Genomic DNA, 17,232 nt, shown 5'->3' with positions numbered 1-17,232 from the left:
AAAACGACCTATTTTAGAAAAGTGAGACCAGCAATGAAGGGAGAAAAGGTGTTATTTTAGAAAATAGGAGGTGTTATTGGTTGCCAGTTACCGGTTACCGGTTGCCGGTTGGGGGCGGACTGATTTAGAAGACTGGGTAAAGTTTAAAGTTTCAGGTTTAGGGTTTAAGGTTGGTCAATTCACTGCTTGCCTGCTTTTAAAATAATCTCTCGGGCTTTTGTTGGTGAGTTTTTTAAAAGCCAGGTTGAACGTTGATTTCGAGTTGAATCCAACTTCCTGTGCGAGGGCCAGAAAGGTATAATGCCTGAATTCTTTCGTGCCGGCAAGGGCTATGAACTCTTCGATGCGGTAGCTGTTCACATAGTCCCTGAAATTCTTGTGATAGCCGTCGTTGATCACCTTCGACAGCACGTGCGGTTTTGTGCCCAGCATCTCTGCCAGGTCGGAAACAGAAAGGTCGGCTTTCTTGTAAGGTTTTGTGCTTCGCATCAGCGCATTGAGCTTCTCCACCCAGTGCTGTGCATTTTCGGCAGGCGCGGCGGGCAGCTTTTCTTCGCGGATGATCTCCGGATAACGCCAGAAGAAATAAGTCTCCACAAACACCAGCAACGACAGCAGCACAACAACACCATGGAAATGATCTACAAACGGCACATGAACTCCTGAGAAGATCAGCGCGGCATTGACAGGCACCATCAGCAAAGCAACGAATGCGATCCAGAAAAAATAATACAGCAGGTTCTCCCTCGCTTCCCGTTGTACTGCCGGCGCCGTGCGAAGAAATAAAAATTGCCCGAACGTGCGAAAAACGATCGCCACATTAAAAACAAAGCTTGTAGTAAAGAAAATGGCATTATCCCACGTAACACCCTCCGCCATCAAACCCGAAAGAAAACCCAGGTTGCCCAGGTTGACCATCCTGGCCGAAACAAAGACCAATACCGCTGCCGCGGGAATGAATAACAGGTGGATCCTCCGCGGCAGGCTGCCGGTAGCCATGGCGTGAATATAGAGCCATTGCGCTGGCCCCCAGCAGAACAGGATCATAGGAAAAATAAACCCCAGGTAGCTTTGCCAGATCTGGTTAACAGTTTCATCGAGCACCATCAGCACGAGCAGCCCCGTGAGCAGGGCATTAACGACGAAAAAAGCCGTCCACTTATTCCAGTCCTTCTTATGGATCCTGAAAACAAGAAGGCAGAGCGCGACGCCCTGAAACGCACAGGCAAAAAAATAGAAGACGATGTAATTCAGCTTCTTCACGCCACCGAGGTCGAGCCAGTTATCGATGCTGACAAAAACCTGGTCGGTGGTGCCGAAAGTAAACATTCGGTTCTCTGTATAACGGTTGGCCGCATCGGTCTCTACTTTTGTCCAGCTGCCGCGGGTGAACTTATACTCGATGGTGCCCAACCCAACGGGAAGGGTGACCGCGAGATGACCGTCAGACTGTTTTTGTACGGCATACCTGGGATCATTAGGAACCCAGTTGTTAAAAGTGCCGCAAATAAAAATCGTATCGGTAGCCGGTGTACCCGCCGGCAACGATCGGATGATAAAAGTGGCCTGGCTATACGCGAGTTGCGAGGAGAGAAGGATTAGTGCGATGATCAGGGATCTCGGCATGGCTGCTGGTACTGGTGTTATCAAAGATAGAGAAAAAGGAGCCAGAAGTCAGGAGCCAGGAGTCAGGAGGGGAAGGCTGGGAAAAGGAGTAAGGAGTAAGAATTAAGAAGTAAGGAGAACGGAAAATGGAAAATGGAACGGGTGGCTTGTTGGTGAAGAACACCAACAACGGCACAGAAGAACACCAACAGGGGACGGGTTAGATGAAATCGAGGAGGGGGAATTTTTGGGAGAGGATGCGGGTATCGTCGGCTGCCAGCCATTTGTTGAGCAACGTGGCGTATATGCTGCGGAAGTCGGTCTGGTAGATAAGGTCGCCGTCGTCGAGCTTGCGCAGGTCGGGGCTGCCGTTCAGGAACCCTTTTTTCTTCAGGTTGCGGCCCATCACAAATAAGTTGTTAGCCGTACCGTGGTCGGTGCCGCCACTGGCGTTTTGAGACACCCGTCTCCCAAACTCCGAAAACGTCATGATCAGCACATCTTTGAACCGGTTGGACCTTTCCAGGTCATCAATAAATGCATACACCGACTCAGCGTAAGTGCTCAGCAGCCGCTCGTGCTGCGTCTTCTGCCGCACATGGGTATCGAATCCTGAAAGTGAAACATAATAAACCTTTGTCTCCACGCCGGCATTGATCAATGATGCAACTGTCCTGAGCCTGCCCGCAAATTCGTTGGCGGGATACGTTGCAGCCACCGGCGAAATTTTGGAACGGTCATAAATATAATCCGCGGAAGAAACCGTTTCGGCAAGGGTCTTGTACAGGTAGTGCAGCGATGGGTCGTTGATCTGTGATGCCTTATTATTGTCATTCAACTGCTGGATGAAAGGATTGTGCATGGCCTTATACAGGCGCGCGGGATTCCTGACGGCCATTCCTTTGATGGAAGTACCTTTCAATGCGAGGCCCAGGGTATCGTCTACCTCGATGGCCTGGTGCGCAGTATTACACCCCGCACAGCTTGCGTCAAGGTAACGTCCGATCCAGCCTGTGGAGAGATACTCGGAAGCATCGCTCGCCGATTGCCAGATATCCATGGAGCGAAAATGAGAGCGGTCCGGATTGGGATATCCCACGTTGTTGATCACGGTCAGATAACCTTTGTCGTACAACACGTTCAGCTTCTCCAGCGCCGGGTTGAAGCCCAGCAGGTCTGAAGCCTTCAGCACTTTTTCTTTCGGGATGGCAAGCTGGGGACGATAGGAATAATAGAGGTCATCCTGATAAGGAATAATGGTGTTCAACCCATCGTTCCCGCCCGAAAGCTGGATCACCACCAGGATCTTTTCACCGGCGAAAGACCCCGGAGCCGTGGCTTCCAAAGCTTTCAAAAAATTCGGGATCAGCATGGTGCCGGCCGTGGTCAGCGCCGATCGTTTTAAAAAATTTCTGCGACTGGTCATCATTAGCTTAATTGATATTCGGGTAACGACATAAAGGCAATGAACGCATTCCTGACAAATTCCTGGTCTTCCTTGCTCTTTCCAACACGCTCTTGCACTATTTTCATATTGGTGGCAGAGACTGGTCTCGCCATCAGGTGCTCCGCTATCGCCGCAAGGCAATCAGCAGCGTTGCTTTTCATAAAAATGCTGCCCAGCTTCTGCCAGTCAACACTGAACGAGATCCTGCGTGCGTTGTCAAAGCTGTTTGTAACATTATTCACATCGCCGTCATCTTTCGTTTCGAACTCCGTCTCTGAATTCTGCAGCAGCACTGCTGGCAACGACATTCTGAACGCGAGGCTGGAGCTGTCGATCCAGGCTTTATCGCGCGGCCATCCGCCCACGTTGGGAGGTTGGAACAACACCTGTCCCATGGCCCGCTGCAAAAAGAGCAGGTTGGCGGGATTGTTGAATTTCCCCCCGGTATGCACCATCGCCCCTACGATCAGCTCAACGGGCGACTTAATACGGTTGCCCATGCATTGTGCATTGTTGAAGGCTGTACCGGCAAACATTTTTCCCAGCAACAGCGAAATGTTATAACCGGAGTCGTAAAAACTTTTTGCAAGATCGTTAACCACTTCCTCATCCGCCGCTGCTGAATCTGCGAAGAACTGCCACAGGCTTAATGCGATGAAGTGTGCCGTTTTGCGGTCTTCCAGGATCATGGCAATAATATCCTCACCGGAAAAATTCCCTGTTTTGCCCCTGAAAGTTTTCACACCATCATCATGCGCACGCTGACGGAACACAAACTCACCTGTCTGCGGATTGAATGCCCACCCCGTGAAAGCGCGGGCAGCATTGCGGATATCATCTTCAGAATATTGTGCGCGGCCGAGGGTGAACAATTCCATGAGCTCACGCGCGAAGTTCTCGTTGGGGCTATCCTTTTTGTTTTGCTGATTGTTGAGGAACTGCAGCATCGCCGCATCTTTTGAAACTGCCATGAGCAGGTCACTGAAACTTCCGAGGGCATGCGTTCGAAGGGTGTTGTTCTGCTGCTGCGCCAGGTAAGGGCTCCGGACGCGGCACGCAAAGTGATCGTGCCAGAACAAGGTCATTTTTTCACGAAGCACCAATGAGCGGTCTTCCATCTGCCCGATCCACGTTGTGTTGAGCAGCACCTGGTCTTGCTTTACCTGGTCCTTCAGCGCTTTTCTGCGCTCCGGGTCTTCTTTCGCCCCTGCCAGTGCCATCTCTTCGCGGTAATTGTTTACGATGCTGATGGTCTTTTGCCCTGCGGCCGCCGCGAGCATGCCGGCAAAATTTTTCGCCGTGTCGTCAACGGACATGCCGGGGTAAACACCGAACGCGGCCCTGTTGTAAAGATGTCGGAACTTTTGGTCCATAATGCATAGACAGCGAATGTGTGCCAGGGTTTAATGACAAATCATACTTTTATCACTAGATTTCGAATGTAAACAAGCAGCCGCGTGGCTTTACCTTTTAACACCATCTCATACCGTTTATGAAAAAAATCTCCACTACCCTATTGCTGTTCTGCCTGATGTTCTCCGCATTTGCCCAGCGGGGAAGAGAGATCGTGTATGCGGGCACCTTTTCTGTGAGGGGCAGCGAGGGGATCTATGTTTACGAGCTCAAACGGAAAAAAGGGACCTTGGAGCACCTGCAGACTGTGAAAACGCTTGAGAGTCCTTCTTTTATCGCCATCCATCCTTCGGGGAAATTCCTCTACTCGGTGAACCGGGGCATCGTGCAAGACAAGAAAAATTCGGGCTCGGTCAGCGCCTACGCCATCGATGCTGTAACCGGCCTGCTCACCCTGGTGAACCATCAGCCTTCGTACGGGAACGGTCCGTGCCACATCAGCGTAGACCAAACCGGCAAGCTGGCTTTCGTGTCTAATTATAACGAAGGAAACCTGGTGGTATTCCCGCTGGGTGATGACGGCTCTCTTGGCGCTCCTTCTGATTCTATCCGGTACAGCGGCCGCGGCCCTCACGAAACCCGTCAGGAGAAACCCCATGTACACTCCGCAACAGTGTCGTCTGATAACCGCTTCTTAATTGTGTGCGACCTGGGCACCGACAGGGTTTACAGCTATGCCATTGACCTTGCGGCGAAACGGTTGAAGCCGGCAGAAAAACCGTACGTTGAAGTGAAATCCGGCTCCGGGCCACGTCACTTCGCATTTCATCCGAACGGGCTGCACGCATATCTTGCCGAGGAACTAACGTCAACGGTATGCGCTTTCTCCTACAACCGCGCCACCGGGGCACTGGACATCATACAGGATGAAGTAATTTCCCTGCCCGTTGATTTCAGCGGCACCAATACCAGCGCCGATATTCACACCGACCCATCCGGAAAATTCCTGATGATGTCTAACCGCGGCCACGAGTCACTGGCGCTGTTCTCCATCAACATCGATGGCACCATTCGTTTAAAAGAAGCAGTGGAAACCCACGGCAAAAAGCCCCGCAATTTTCTTATCGACCCGAAAAATCAATTCGTGTTCGTAGCACATCAGGACACCGATAACATCGTGATCTTTAAGTGGGACGCTAAAAAAGGAAAGCTTACTTATTCCGGAAACGAAGTGAAGGTACCGTCGCCGGTTTGTTTGCAGGCGCTGAAGCTGGAATAAAAAGAAGTAAGTAGTAAGGAGTAAGTAGTAAGGAGGCCTACGTTCTGGGAACCGTTCATGATGTCATCTGAATGCTCCGAATCAGTGCAGTAGTGAGCTACACTATAAGCATCCCTGCTCCATTTCATCATATCTTCGATACGGAGTTTCTCTCCTTACTCCTTAATTCTTACTCCTTACTCCTTTTCTTTAATGATCTACCAGCTGCCGAAGCTTTTCCTCATTCCCAGCAACCCATAAGATGTCTCCATCCTCCAGCAACATAGAAGAGTCAGGGTTGAGGATACGTTCGTTATTGCGTTCGAGGCCTACTACCAAACCTGCAGCACGAAGGCCGGAGTCGCGGATCGTTTTGTGAAGCAGTGGCGATGATTTGGAGACGGTAAAATTGTGAAGGCCGATGCCTGTTTTCTGTGATTCACTTTCAAGGCCATCAGCTTCTTCGAACAGGCCTTTGATGCGCTGAAGCTGATCATCTGTGCCGATCACGGAGATCCTGTCGCCGGGGAACAGGCGTGCGTGGCGGTCGGGGATGGGGATGCTGAGCTTTCCCCTTTCAATGAGCGCGATGTTGATGCCGTACAACTCACGCAAGCCAAGCTCATGAAGCTGTTTGCCGGCCAGTGCCGACTCCGGTATCACTTCAAAATCGGCGAGGTGTGCATCCCACGGAGTTACCTCAGGCTTCGCAACTTTAAGGTTTTCTCTTTCATTGAGGTTATACAGGAACCGCCGTTCGATGCGGTCATAAAAAGACTGAAGCTTGTTCCGGAAGATGACGATGGCAAGACCCATGGCCGTGAGGGCGATCACAAAAGCCACGGAAGCCGAAAAAAAGATGTGTAGCAAAAATCCCACATGAAGCACCGCCACGATGATCCTCACCATCTCGAGCATGATCAGCGGGCCTCGGTTGATCTTGCGGTTGAGCCAGAGGCTGGCATAGGCTTCGCGCTGGATCCTGCGGATGGCCAACGCCCATATGAACGGAGTCATCAGCATGAGAATAATGGCAACGGCAATGCTCATGGCGCCGACATCGTGGCCGAAGGTGCTCAGGATGAACGGCAGCAGGAAATTACGCGACAGGATGATGATGGCGATCAAAATAACGGAGTGGATCACCAGGTTGATGGTGTAAGCGCGGAGCAGGATCTTCCAGTCGCTGTAACCGGAAAGCTGCTGCGTGCTGGAGCTGTAACGATTGAGGCTTGTGACCCATTTTTGCGGGAGGCGTTTCTCCAGGAAATTGTAAAACGAGCCGGAGAACCTGATGAGGTAAGGCGTGGTGAAAGTCGTGAACGCAGAGGCTGCTACCGCGATGGGGTAAAGAAAATCGCTGGTCACTTTAAGTGACACACCCAGCGAAGCAATGATAAACGAGAACTCCCCTATTTGCGCCAGGCTCATACCTGCCTGAACAGCATGCTTCAGTGATTGCCCCGACAACAATGCGCCGATGGCAGACGTTGCAAACTTGCCGAAGATGGTAACCAGTGTCACCACCAGGATCGGGAACCAGTATGCTGCAATGATCTGCGGATCGATCATCATGCCGACTGAAACAAAGAAGACCGCCGCGAAAAGGTCTTTGACGGATTTTACAAGGTGCTCGATGCGTTCGGCCTGTGTTGTTTCGGCGAGGATCGATCCCATGATGAAAGCACCCAGCGCCGCTGAAAACCCGACCTCCACAGCCAGCATTACCATGAGCAGGCACATGCCGATGGAAATGATCAGCAACGTTTCGTCATTGAGCAACTTAGTAGTGCGTTTCAGGAAGGTGGGCACGAAGAAGATGCCGGCCAGGAACCACAGGATGAGGAAAAAGACCAGCTTCACGATCTGCCTTACCAGCTCACCGCCGGCAAACTGCTGGCTCACGGCAATGGTGGTGAGCAAGACCATCAGCAAAATAGCCACAAGGTCTTCTACAATGAGGATGCCGAAAACGAGGCTTGCAAATTTTTTCGTCTTCGCGCCTACTTCGTCGAACGCCCTGATGATGATGGTGGTAGACGACATGGAAAGAATGGCGCCCAGGAAAATACAGTCCATCGCCGACCATCCGAGAAACTGGCCCACAACATAACCCACAACGATCATGAGGATGATCTCCACGAGCGCTGTGATGGACGCGGAGCCGCCCACCTTCACAAGTTTTTTAAAGCTGAACTCTAAGCCCAGGCTGAACAGCAGAAAGATGACACCGATCTCGGACCATGTGCTGACAGCTTCGTTGTCTACAACGGTTGGGATAAGCGTAACATGCGGGCCTACCAGGAGGCCTGCCAGGATATACCCGAGCACCACCGGCTGCCTGATCTTTTTAAAGACCAGGGTTGTTAATCCGGCCACGGCCAGAATAAGCCCAAGATCGGCAACAATGTGTGGTAGATGTGTCATCCTGAATTCACGGGAGTAGATCCCTTCTTTAATTTACAATGCAAAAATGGCATACCCAACGACAGCGACGTGAGCAAGGCCAATCAACTGGCGTATTCAAAGGCAAAAAGCTTAAAGATCAAAAAATTCCCGGGAGCAGAACCCGGGATCTTTTAATTTTAATGCCGTTTTAATCTGCTTTTCGACAAACCTTCACCTCGCCGGTCTACCTTTGTGCACGTAAAATGGTTAATTAGTTTTACAGGTTACTTTTTCATTATAGAAGCCCACCTGCGGCCATGCCGGTGGGTTTTTATATTTTCACCTGTGTTAAGATTCGCACTTTTAAGTGAAAAAAGCCGTTTACCTGGAGGAACACCCTTATGAAGATCCTTGTAATTGAAGACGAACAAAAGGTTGCATCCTTCATCAAAAGAGGGCTGGAAGAATTGTCGTATGAAGTTGAGCTGGCGTATGACGGCTTTACCGGAGAAAGGCTCGCGCTGTCCAGGCCTTATGACGTGATCTTGCTGGATATTATCATACCGGCCGTTAATGGCATTGAGCTTTGCAAGGTGATCAAACAAAAGCGGCCCGACATGCCTGTGCTGATGCTGACCGCGTTGGGCACCACTGAAGATAAGGTCATGGGGTTTGAAGCCGGTGCCGACGATTATCTACTAAAGCCCTTCGAGTTCGCCGAGCTCGTGGCCCGCATCAAGGCGTTGTCTCGCAGATCGAAAGCGGCAGGTACATCTGGCACCACGGTGTTAAAGCTTGCAGACCTGCAGCTCGACATCGACAAAAAAATTGCCGTTCGCTCGGGTAAGGAGATCAACCTCACCGCCAAAGAATTTATGCTGCTGGAATATTTCATGCGCAACAAGGGGCGTGTGATCGCGCGCGCGGAGCTTGCCGAAAAAGTATGGGACGTTACGTTCGACACCGGCACCAACGTGGTGGAGGTGTACATCAACATCCTGCGAAAGAAGATCGACCGTGAGTTCGAGCCCAAGCTGTTGCATACCCGCATCGGCCTGGGATACATTCTGAGTCAGCAAACATGAAGATCCGCACCAAGCTTACGCTGATATTTGTGATGATCGTGATGGTCATACTCACAGCGGTGTCGCTGGCCATCTATTTTTTCTCTGCCGATTACCGGGAGCACGACTTCTACATGCGCCTGCGGAACAAAGCCGAGAACACAGCCAAGCTGCTCATTGAAGTAGACGAGGTAGACCTTGCGCTGCTGAAAAGGATCGAAAGGGATAACCCCATCAACCTGCCGAACGAACGCATCCGGATCTTCAACTTCAAAAACGAGGAGCTCTACAGCTCGGATCAGAATGGCGAGCTGCCTGTAGACAGCACACTGCTGAACCAGATCCGTCTTGAAGATGATATACGTTTTACTTACAAGAACTTCGAAGTGCTTGGGTTCATGTTTGCGTACAAGTACGATCGCTTTACGGTGATAGCCGCTGCCACCGACACCAATGGTTTTAGAAAACTGGAGAATCTCAGGCAGATCCTCATTGTTGTTTTCGCTGTGAGCCTGATCATGATCTCTGTTGCGGGATGGATCTATGCCGGAAAGGTGTTGAGTCCCATTTCCAACATTGTGAACGAAGTTGATAACATCTCGGCGGCGAGTCTCAACCTCCGGCTCAGGGAAGGCAATGGTAAAGACGAGCTGGCAAAGCTGGCACAGACCTTCAACCTGATGCTCAACAGGCTCGAGGCCGCGTTCATGGCGCAGAAGAACTTCATCGCCAATGCTTCGCATGAGCTGCGGACACCGATCACTGCCATTGCCGGAGAAATTGAAGTGACCCTGCTGCAACCGCGCGAACGGGAAGATTATATCAAAGTGCTCAAGTCGCTGCTGGAAGACGCCAAAAGTCTGAGTCAACTTTCCACGCAGCTGCTACTGCTGGCACAGGCAAGCTCGGACAATCCGCAACAGCGCCGTAACCCATTGCGCATCGACGAAATACTCTGGGAAGCGAAGGAAGACCTGTTGAAAGCACATCCGCAATACAACATTCACATTGCGTTCGATATCACGCTGAGCGACGAATCGCTTGTGATCCATGGTGATGCACAGCTGATCAAGGTTGTTTTTTCGAACCTGATGGATAACGGTTGCAAATACTCCACTGACAATAAAGTAGTGGTAACGCTGCGCTCGCACGGCACGTCACACATCCTGGTGGAGTTTGCAAACAAAGGTGTTGGCATGAGTGCCGAAGACGCTGCCGGCATTTTCGAACCGTTCTACAGAAGCAAAAGTACGTCGCACATCAAAGGACACGGCATCGGCTTGTCGCTGGCAGGACGCATCATGAAACTGCACAACGGCAGCATCACCCTCGATGAAAGATCGGGCGAGCTAACGCGGTTTACGGTGAGATTCCCAACCACCCTTTGAGGGTTTTTAATTTCCTTTTAATGCTGGATTAATTCCGCCCTTATATCTCACCCGTTCATTTGTATCATTAAACGATGATATGATGAGCACATGGAGTAGTTCCAAAACACAGGCGGTGGTAACTACCGCGCTATTGGTGGCAAGCCTTTTCTGGCTATTGAACACAAAACGGGTAAACCGTTCCCTGGAAGGAGGGTTGAACAACGAACGTTTGAGATCTGAAGCGCTTTTATCTGAAAAGCTCTTGCTTGAAAAAGACCTCGACAAATTCAAAAACCAATTGTTCGCATTAAAAGATAAAAATGATGCACTCAACAACGTTGTGCAGGCAACAGAAGCCCGCCTGAAAGCCCGCGAATCGGAATACGATCGTATGAAAAGGCAGAATCTTTCGCTGCAGCAGGTGAAAAAGCAGCGAGAGGAGCTCATCGCGCTGCAAAAAGACCTCGAGCGCCAGCTGGAAGACATGAAGCTTTCTTACACAACGCTTCAGGCACAGCACCAGGAACTGAACAACACGGTGGCGCTGCTGCAGGAACGTAACAGGCTCCTGAACGACGAGCTGAACAAAGCGATGCTTGCGGCCATCGATCAATCGCAGCTTCAGGCAGTGAAAGGCAAACATGAAAGACTAACGGTAAGCGCGCGCCGAACGAAAAAGCTCATCGCGAACTTCGAAGTGCCGGCCGGTCTCAGAAATCTGAGCTTCCGGGTGGTCGATCCCCAGGGCAGGCCACTGGATGCCGACGAAGGGACCATTGCATCCAACGTGCTCAATACCGATGAGAATTATGTTGCATCCACTGACGGCTCAGGCACATCCGCCAAACCACAGAAAGTGCAGGTGGTCTATATTCCCAAAAGAAAACTGAAAGCAGGTGTTTACAGGGTTGAAATTTTAAGTGAGAACCTGTATGCAGGAAGTTTGAATGTGAAGCTCAGGTAAAACTTCCCTGCATTTTTTTCAGGAGGCCAATCTTCAGTTGAAGGTTGGCCTTATTTCTTTATGAGGAGAAAAAGGAGTAAGGAGTAAGAATTAAGGAGTAAGGAGAAGTGCTTCGAAGATCAAAGCATTGAGTTTAACAAGGTTCTTCTCCTTACTACTTACTACTTGCTCTTACTCCTTTTCAAACTCGAACGTAGATCTTCTTCTTATCCAGGAACCATCCTACTAGCAGGAACAACGCCACATGCGCCAGGGCGAAGAGCAGGGAGCCGAAGTAGTCGCCGCCGATGGGTTGGAATACGTAGCGGTATATGGCGCCGTAGGCACCGCCGTCGTCAATACGGATCAAACCATAGATCTTGACGATGATGCCTGACAGTGCATAGATCAGCAGCGGATTTTTTCCGAAGAGCACAAAAGCGTTGGTCCAGTTACGGCGTCCTTTCATTTCAACCACAAACAGGATGAACGATAACACCATCATGGCCAGTCCTGTGGTATAAAAAACATAAGAGCTGCTCCAGATCGGTTTGTTGATGGGGAACGCCAGGTCCCAGCAGAGACTCACAAACAGAGAGAGCATCGCAGCCACCAGCAGGTGTGTGATCATCTCGTAAGAGCTTCCTTTCTCTTTGATGAATTTTCCTACCAGGAAACCGAAGACCACGGATGCCATGGCTGGAATAGTGCTCAGCAATCCTTCGGGGTCAAAGGCGATATTCTCGTTCAGCACCTTGCTGAAGTATCCATGATACATGTGGGCTTCACCGATGAGCCAGCGGTCGAGCTTCAATACAGCATTGCCTTCCAGCGTGAGGTCGCCAAACGTCACCAGAATGATACAATAGAGCACGAGCAACGAGAGGGCTGCGATGAATGCTTTCAGCGGTTTGAAAAAATGTACGATCAACGCACCACCCATGTATGCCAGCGCGATGCGTTGCAGCACACCAAAAATGCGAAGGCTCTCGAACTGTTTAAAAACGTAGGCGTCGTCCTGGAAGCGAACAAACGGGAACCAGTTCAGGAACAAACCAATGGCAAAGATCAGGGCCGTGCGGGTGAAGATCTTCTGAAGCACCTTGCCGGTTCCCTGGGCCTCGTACTTCGACATGGAGAAGCTCAGCGCATTACCCACTGCAAATAGAAAGAACGGGAACACCAGGTCCGTGGGGGTGCATCCGTCCCAGGGCGCGTGCCGGAGCGGCGCATACACGTACGACCAGCTTCCGGGCGTATTCACCATGATCATCCCGGCAACGGTCATCCCCCTGAAAACATCGAGGGAAAGAAAACGGGTTGCCTTGGTCTGTAACCCAGACCCGGGACTTTGTATTTCGGCAAGGGCTTGCATAACGCGAAGGAAGTTTAAAGTTTAAAATTTAAAGTTCGAAGTTTAAAGTTTTGAGTTTCAGGTTAGGCAAGATACGGTTACTGTTTCCAGGGTGCAAATGCACACTCGCACACTTTTCGAATCAGCTCAACCTGAAACTTTAAACCTTTAACCTGAAACTTCAAACCTTCGGAATATCCACCAGTACCATGGTACCCTTGCCGGGTTGGCTTTCTATGGAGAATGTGCCCTTGAATAATTTTACTTTCGATTCAATGGTGGTGAAGCCGAGGCCGGCGTTGATCTCATCACAGACCATACCCTGGCCATTGTCTTCCACGATCAGGTTGATGACATCCTCGTGATCGATGATCTGAATGCGTACCGTGGTTGCCGCTGCGTGTTTGATCACGTTCTGCACCAGCTCCTGGCAGATCCGGTAAATGCTTACCTCCAGCTCTTCGTCGAGGCGTTGCTCGAGGCCCAGGATCTGCAGGTCGGCAACCAGGCGCTTGTCCACGTTCACCTGGTCGACAAACGTCTGCAGGGAAGGCTTCAATCCGAAACGGCTCAGGGAAACGGGCAACATATTGTGTGTGATTCTCCTGAGCTCGTGCACGGCGTCATCAAGCAGCTTGATGGTATCGTTGAACCGAACAGCCTTGTCGGGCAGGTTCTTCACAAAATCATCCTGCAAGCTATTGAACCTGAGCTTCACGCTAGACAGCATGGAGCCGAGGCTGTCGTGGAGGTCGCCTGCTATTCGCTTACGTTCGTTGTTCTGGGTCTGCACCAGCGCCTTGAGGTGGAGGTCTCGCTGACTCTGGATCTCGCTGGCAAGGCGTTCTTTCTCCGACATTTTTTCGCGGATCTCTTCATTCAGCTTGAGTGTCACTTCATGGATGCGCGCGTTCTCGATGATCACGGCGCCCTGGTTGGCGGTGATCCTGATCCACTTGATGATCTCCTCGGTGTACCAGTTGGCGGCGAAAACATTTTCGAGGTAAATGATCAGTGTATGGTGGTCGCGGATGGTCACGGGCAAAATGATACACGACTGCACATCCCGGCCACGGTGCAGCTGATCGTTCCTGAACGATTCATCGGCCTGCACATTGTTGATCACCACAAGCTTCTGCGACCTGTAGGCCTGCAGCAGCTTGTTGCGGCGGATGAACCCGATCTCTTCGTTGCTGCCCCTGCCCTCGATCGGCAGCAGTGAAAAATCTCCCAGTCTTTTGAAGTCGCCATTCATTTCCACCGACTCGATCACCACGGCGGTAGACCCTGAGATCCGCAGCAGCAACACCATCAGTTTTTTCACAAGCGACTCTATCTCGAGGTCGCCGCTCAGCTCATGCTGGATCATCTCGATGCTGATGTCGGGCGCAACGGTATGCTGCCTGGGCATCATCGCCCTGTACTGTTGTGCCAGTTGGTTCACCTTGGCTACTGCTCCCCACTGTCTATAGAGGTCCTGCGCCTGAAGCAACGCTGACTGGGCTTCCTTGCGCCTGCCCGGATTGGTGAGCAGGTACTTGAACCTGAACTCGGCGATCATGGCGCTCTGGTAGATGTTCGAGCCTGCCGTATTCATCGCATCGTTATAATGCTGCAAGGCCTGCTCCTGCTTGTTTTCGATCCGCATCAGCTCGGCGTTCAGCAGCCACCAGTAGGAGCTGTAATTTTCAGGAGCATGGGTGCGCCACAGGTCCATCTTCGCCAGTATTACACCGAGCACGGGGCGCAACGCCTTCTGCCTGTCAGCCTTATAGTTGAACCAGTGCTGGGTGATGGCCAGGAACCAGATCATATAGTTGGCCGGAAGCATCGGCGACCCCTCCTGCAATTTCCGGTTCGCGTCGGCTTCACGCGCAGCATTCTCTGCAAGTCCATAATAGCCGAACAGCAGGTAGTAGCGTGCCCACACGTGGTTCCGGTAAAATTTTTCTTCTTGTATGGTGAACTTGGCCGCGAGCCATGAGGGCTGAAGCCGTGGTATGGAGAAGATGGTGCTTTCGCCGATGAGGAACTTGATGAGGTTTTTCTGGTAGTGGGTGATATAATACGTAAGCTCTACTTCGGGGTGGGTCTCTTCGAGCTCCAGCTTCATGATGTCGTGCAGCGGCAGGCCCGACAGGATGTGCAGGTTCAGCTGGTGTGTGTTGAGGATGTAGCTGCCGATAAAATCTCCCGCCTTTTTTCCAGCTTCACGTCCCTGCCTGATGTACTCCATGCTGGCATGAAAAGCTTTCTTCCACGGCTGAATGTAAAATGCATAAACACCGTATACCCTGCAGCGCAGCGAGATGTCGCCCAGTGTATTGTTGATCTCCAATGCCTTTAAACCGAACTCATAACCTTTGTCGATCTGGTCTGCGATGATCTGCATGCGGCCATAGGAAACATAACCGATCGCCTTTTCTTCGGAGATCACTGTTTTGCCAGACCGGTGTATGATCTGCAACGCGGCCCACGTCATGAGCACGTCTGATGTATGGTGCAGACTCATGCCACCCACATAAAGCAGCTTGAGGATGGCCTTCTGGTCTTTGGAGTTCTCTTCTGTGGCCAGCATGTTGCCAGCGCCCGATCCGTTGTCGACCAGAAATTTTTTCAGCTGCTCTACTTCGCGGTGCAGCAGGTCGTCTTCGAGGGGAAGGTCCAGGCTAAGCTCGTGAAGGCCTTCTTTCAGGATCTGCACGGCCTTGCGGTAACGGCCCAGGTGGTTGTTGATGATGATCTTCAGCTCGAACGCCTTGGCGCGTTTGTGAATGTCTTTGATGTGCTCGATCAGGTAATCGAGGTGGATCTCCGCAAGGTCGAACTCTCCCAGCTGATATTCGAGCTTGGCGCGCTCCATGTAAACGAGGTAGATCTGTTCGGCGGTCTGATCCCACTTACATTCTTTCAGCAGATCGGCGCTCAGCTTGAAGAAGTACTGCGCCTGGGCAAGGGCCCCCACCTGCTTGGAATAATTGCCTGCCAGGTAATTCAGGTCCGCACAAAGCTGCTGCTCGTTGTTCTTCCGTACCAGTCCCAGCGCCAGATCGAACTGCTGGGTCATCAGTATGAACTCATCGGGAGTCAGTTTCTGCGTGATCCGGTTATAGAGTAATTTGGCGATGCTGTAGTGGATGGCCGTTTTCCGTTCGGGGTGGATGTTCTTATAGATGACTTCCGCCGAAAAAGCTTCAGCGAGCCGGTAGCTGTTACCCTCGCCCGCCAGCAGTCCCGATTGTTCCGCTTCTGTGAACAACTCGTTGAGCTTTGTATGATCACCGCCCAGCCAGTCTGTAAGCACCGCTATGTGAACGGCTTTCATACACGACACCACCAGCAGCATCTCGCGGGTGATGGCCGATACTTCGCTAAGCCTGTCGAGAATATTTTTATCTGTCCTCCTGACATTGTACCGGAGCTTCACGGCCTCCTTGTTACATTTCCATTCGGCTTGCTCGAGCCAGATGAGGTCTGTGGTCTTCAAACTCTCCAGCAGCGCGTGCAGGTGCGAGGGGTTGCCGTCGCTCACCTCGAAGCAGACGTCCACCAGCTCGTGGTGACAGGTGTTACCGAGAATATCTTCCATCGCCGTGCGCACCTCATCTTGTGTAAAATATTTGATGAGGATACCCTCCACGTGCTTTTTCTCCAGCCGCAGCTCCTCCACCATGTGGTAGAGCGGATTCATGTTGCTGTGGTGTTCCTGGTAGGCACCGATCCAGATGATACGGTCGGCCGGCAGCTGCAGCAGCAAATGTTTGAGCAGGTTGATACCAGACGCATCCATCCACTGCACATCGTCTGTGAAGAGGAAGACGGGGTTTTTAAAATAGTCGGCCAGGAAACTGAAGAGTGATTGCATGAGCGAGAAAAGCTGGTTCTCGATCTTCAGTGTATAACGTTGGCCGGTGTGATGGTCTTCGCCTGTGAGAATGGTGACCTCGGGGATGTATTCGAGGAGCAGTGGAAAAGCGGGACCGAAATATTCCTTGAGGCTTGCGGTAAAGCTGTCGATCTCGTTGCGCGACGACCTGTTGCAGATATTAAAAAGGAAATCGGAGATGGCGAGCTTGAAACCGAAGTAAGGGATGGCGGCATTCTGCTCGCGGTGTCTTGCGATGAGCACCGGATGTGTGAGCTCATACCGCTTCAGGTAGTTCTCGATGAAGTACGTTTTGCCGATGCCGGCATACCCTGACAATAAAACACCACACAGATCCTGCTCATGGTTGGTCAGCATCTTGTCTACGAAGCTTTCCAGCCTGATCCATCGCCCATCTTTGGTGAAGTCGGCAGCCAGGCGGGGTGTAATACCGGTGATCTTGTCAGACAGCATTCGGGGAATAGCTCAAAAGGGGCATAAGTTACTGAATTCAGTGCGCATTGTGAAGGCCTGGTCGGGCGATCGATTTTCGCGCCAGACGAAAAACAGTGACATGCCAAATCA

General features: G+C 51.4%; 10 protein-coding genes. 4 read left to right on the top strand and 6 right to left on the bottom strand.

Features of this window, described 5'->3' with window-relative positions; genetic code table 11:
- Positions 1 to 174: 174 nt before the first annotated feature.
- From KK083_RS06100 to KK083_RS06090, 3 genes are all read right to left on the bottom strand, one after another.
- Entirely contained in the window at positions 175 to 1,626 is a 1,452-nt protein-coding gene (locus KK083_RS06100; protein ID WP_254161719.1) for a helix-turn-helix domain-containing protein, read from the bottom strand.
- Between the two features lie 199 nt (positions 1,627 to 1,825).
- Positions 1,826 to 3,031, bottom strand: coding sequence for a DUF1501 domain-containing protein (locus KK083_RS06095; RefSeq protein WP_254161754.1), 1,206 nt, complete (start codon positions 3,029 to 3,031; stop codon positions 1,826 to 1,828).
- A 2-nt stretch (positions 3,032 to 3,033) separates the two neighbouring features.
- The gene (locus KK083_RS06090) at positions 3,034 to 4,425 is read right to left on the bottom strand and encodes a DUF1800 domain-containing protein (protein WP_254161718.1); all 1,392 of its coding nucleotides are present in this window, start codon (positions 4,423 to 4,425) and stop codon (positions 3,034 to 3,036) included.
- Between the two features lie 119 nt (positions 4,426 to 4,544).
- Here KK083_RS06090 and KK083_RS06085 point away from each other — a divergent pair, with 119 nt between their 5' ends.
- Positions 4,545 to 5,684, top strand: a complete 1,140-nt coding sequence (locus KK083_RS06085; RefSeq protein ID WP_254161717.1) for a lactonase family protein — start codon at positions 4,545 to 4,547, stop codon at positions 5,682 to 5,684.
- 189 nt (positions 5,685 to 5,873) lie between these two features.
- Here KK083_RS06085 and KK083_RS06080 read toward each other — a convergent pair whose 3' ends face one another.
- Positions 5,874 to 8,090 (bottom strand): monovalent cation:proton antiporter family protein, encoded by a 2,217-nt coding sequence (locus tag KK083_RS06080; RefSeq protein WP_254161716.1) that lies wholly within the window; start codon positions 8,088 to 8,090, stop codon positions 5,874 to 5,876.
- 362 nt (positions 8,091 to 8,452) lie between these two features.
- Here KK083_RS06080 and KK083_RS06075 point away from each other — a divergent pair, with 362 nt between their 5' ends.
- The 3 genes from KK083_RS06075 to KK083_RS06065 all read left to right on the top strand — a co-directional run bounded on the left by KK083_RS06075 (position 8,453) and on the right by KK083_RS06065 (position 11,449).
- Positions 8,453 to 9,136 carry a response regulator transcription factor gene (locus KK083_RS06075; RefSeq protein ID WP_254161715.1) on the top strand — a complete coding sequence of 228 codons (684 nt, stop codon included), beginning with the start codon at positions 8,453 to 8,455 and terminating at the stop codon, positions 9,134 to 9,136.
- Positions 9,133 to 10,503: an ATP-binding protein gene (locus tag KK083_RS06070; RefSeq protein ID WP_254161714.1), complete on the top strand. Its 1,371-nt coding sequence runs from the start codon at positions 9,133 to 9,135 to the stop codon at positions 10,501 to 10,503. Before KK083_RS06075 ends, KK083_RS06070 begins: the two co-directional genes overlap by 4 nt.
- 79 nt (positions 10,504 to 10,582) lie before the next feature.
- Positions 10,583 to 11,449: a DUF8428 domain-containing protein gene (locus KK083_RS06065; protein ID WP_254161713.1), complete on the top strand. Its 867-nt coding sequence runs from the start codon at positions 10,583 to 10,585 to the stop codon at positions 11,447 to 11,449.
- Between the two features lie 181 nt (positions 11,450 to 11,630).
- On the opposite strand, the gene KK083_RS06060 is transcribed toward KK083_RS06065, so the two are convergent.
- A complete protein-coding gene (locus KK083_RS06060; RefSeq protein WP_254161712.1) occupies positions 11,631 to 12,803 on the bottom strand; it encodes an acyltransferase family protein in 1,173 nt (390 codons plus the stop codon).
- A gap of 160 nt (positions 12,804 to 12,963) precedes the next feature.
- On the bottom strand, positions 12,964 to 17,121 hold the full coding sequence (locus tag KK083_RS06055) for an AAA family ATPase (RefSeq protein WP_254161711.1): 4,158 nt from the start codon (positions 17,119 to 17,121) through the stop codon (positions 12,964 to 12,966).
- Positions 17,122 to 17,232: the final 111 nt, after the last annotated feature.

Source organism: Chryseosolibacter histidinae (assembly GCF_018598225.1).
Classification (GTDB): domain Bacteria; phylum Bacteroidota; class Bacteroidia; order Cytophagales; family Cyclobacteriaceae; genus Chryseosolibacter; species Chryseosolibacter histidini.
This window is presented reverse-complemented; position numbering and strand designations above follow the sequence as displayed.

What these genes read in the sequence shown, in the direction of transcription:
- KK083_RS06095 (WP_254161754.1), bottom strand. Translation starts at nt 3,031, where the DNA reads ATGACCAGTCGCAGAAATTTTTTAAAACGATCGGCGCTGACCACGGCC.
- KK083_RS06100 (WP_254161719.1), bottom strand. Translation starts at nt 1,626, where the DNA reads ATGCCGAGATCCCTGATCATCGCACTAATCCTTCTCTCCTCGCAACTC.
- KK083_RS06055 (WP_254161711.1), bottom strand. Translation starts at nt 17,121, where the DNA reads ATGCTGTCTGACAAGATCACCGGTATTACACCCCGCCTGGCTGCCGAC.
- KK083_RS06085 (WP_254161717.1), top strand. Translation starts at nt 4,545, where the DNA reads ATGAAAAAAATCTCCACTACCCTATTGCTGTTCTGCCTGATGTTCTCC.
- KK083_RS06060 (WP_254161712.1), bottom strand. Translation starts at nt 12,803, where the DNA reads ATGCAAGCCCTTGCCGAAATACAAAGTCCCGGGTCTGGGTTACAGACC.
- KK083_RS06080 (WP_254161716.1), bottom strand. Translation starts at nt 8,090, where the DNA reads ATGACACATCTACCACACATTGTTGCCGATCTTGGGCTTATTCTGGCC.
- KK083_RS06075 (WP_254161715.1), top strand. Translation starts at nt 8,453, where the DNA reads ATGAAGATCCTTGTAATTGAAGACGAACAAAAGGTTGCATCCTTCATC.
- KK083_RS06065 (WP_254161713.1), top strand. Translation starts at nt 10,583, where the DNA reads ATGATGAGCACATGGAGTAGTTCCAAAACACAGGCGGTGGTAACTACC.
- KK083_RS06090 (WP_254161718.1), bottom strand. Translation starts at nt 4,425, where the DNA reads ATGGACCAAAAGTTCCGACATCTTTACAACAGGGCCGCGTTCGGTGTT.
- KK083_RS06070 (WP_254161714.1), top strand. Translation starts at nt 9,133, where the DNA reads ATGAAGATCCGCACCAAGCTTACGCTGATATTTGTGATGATCGTGATG.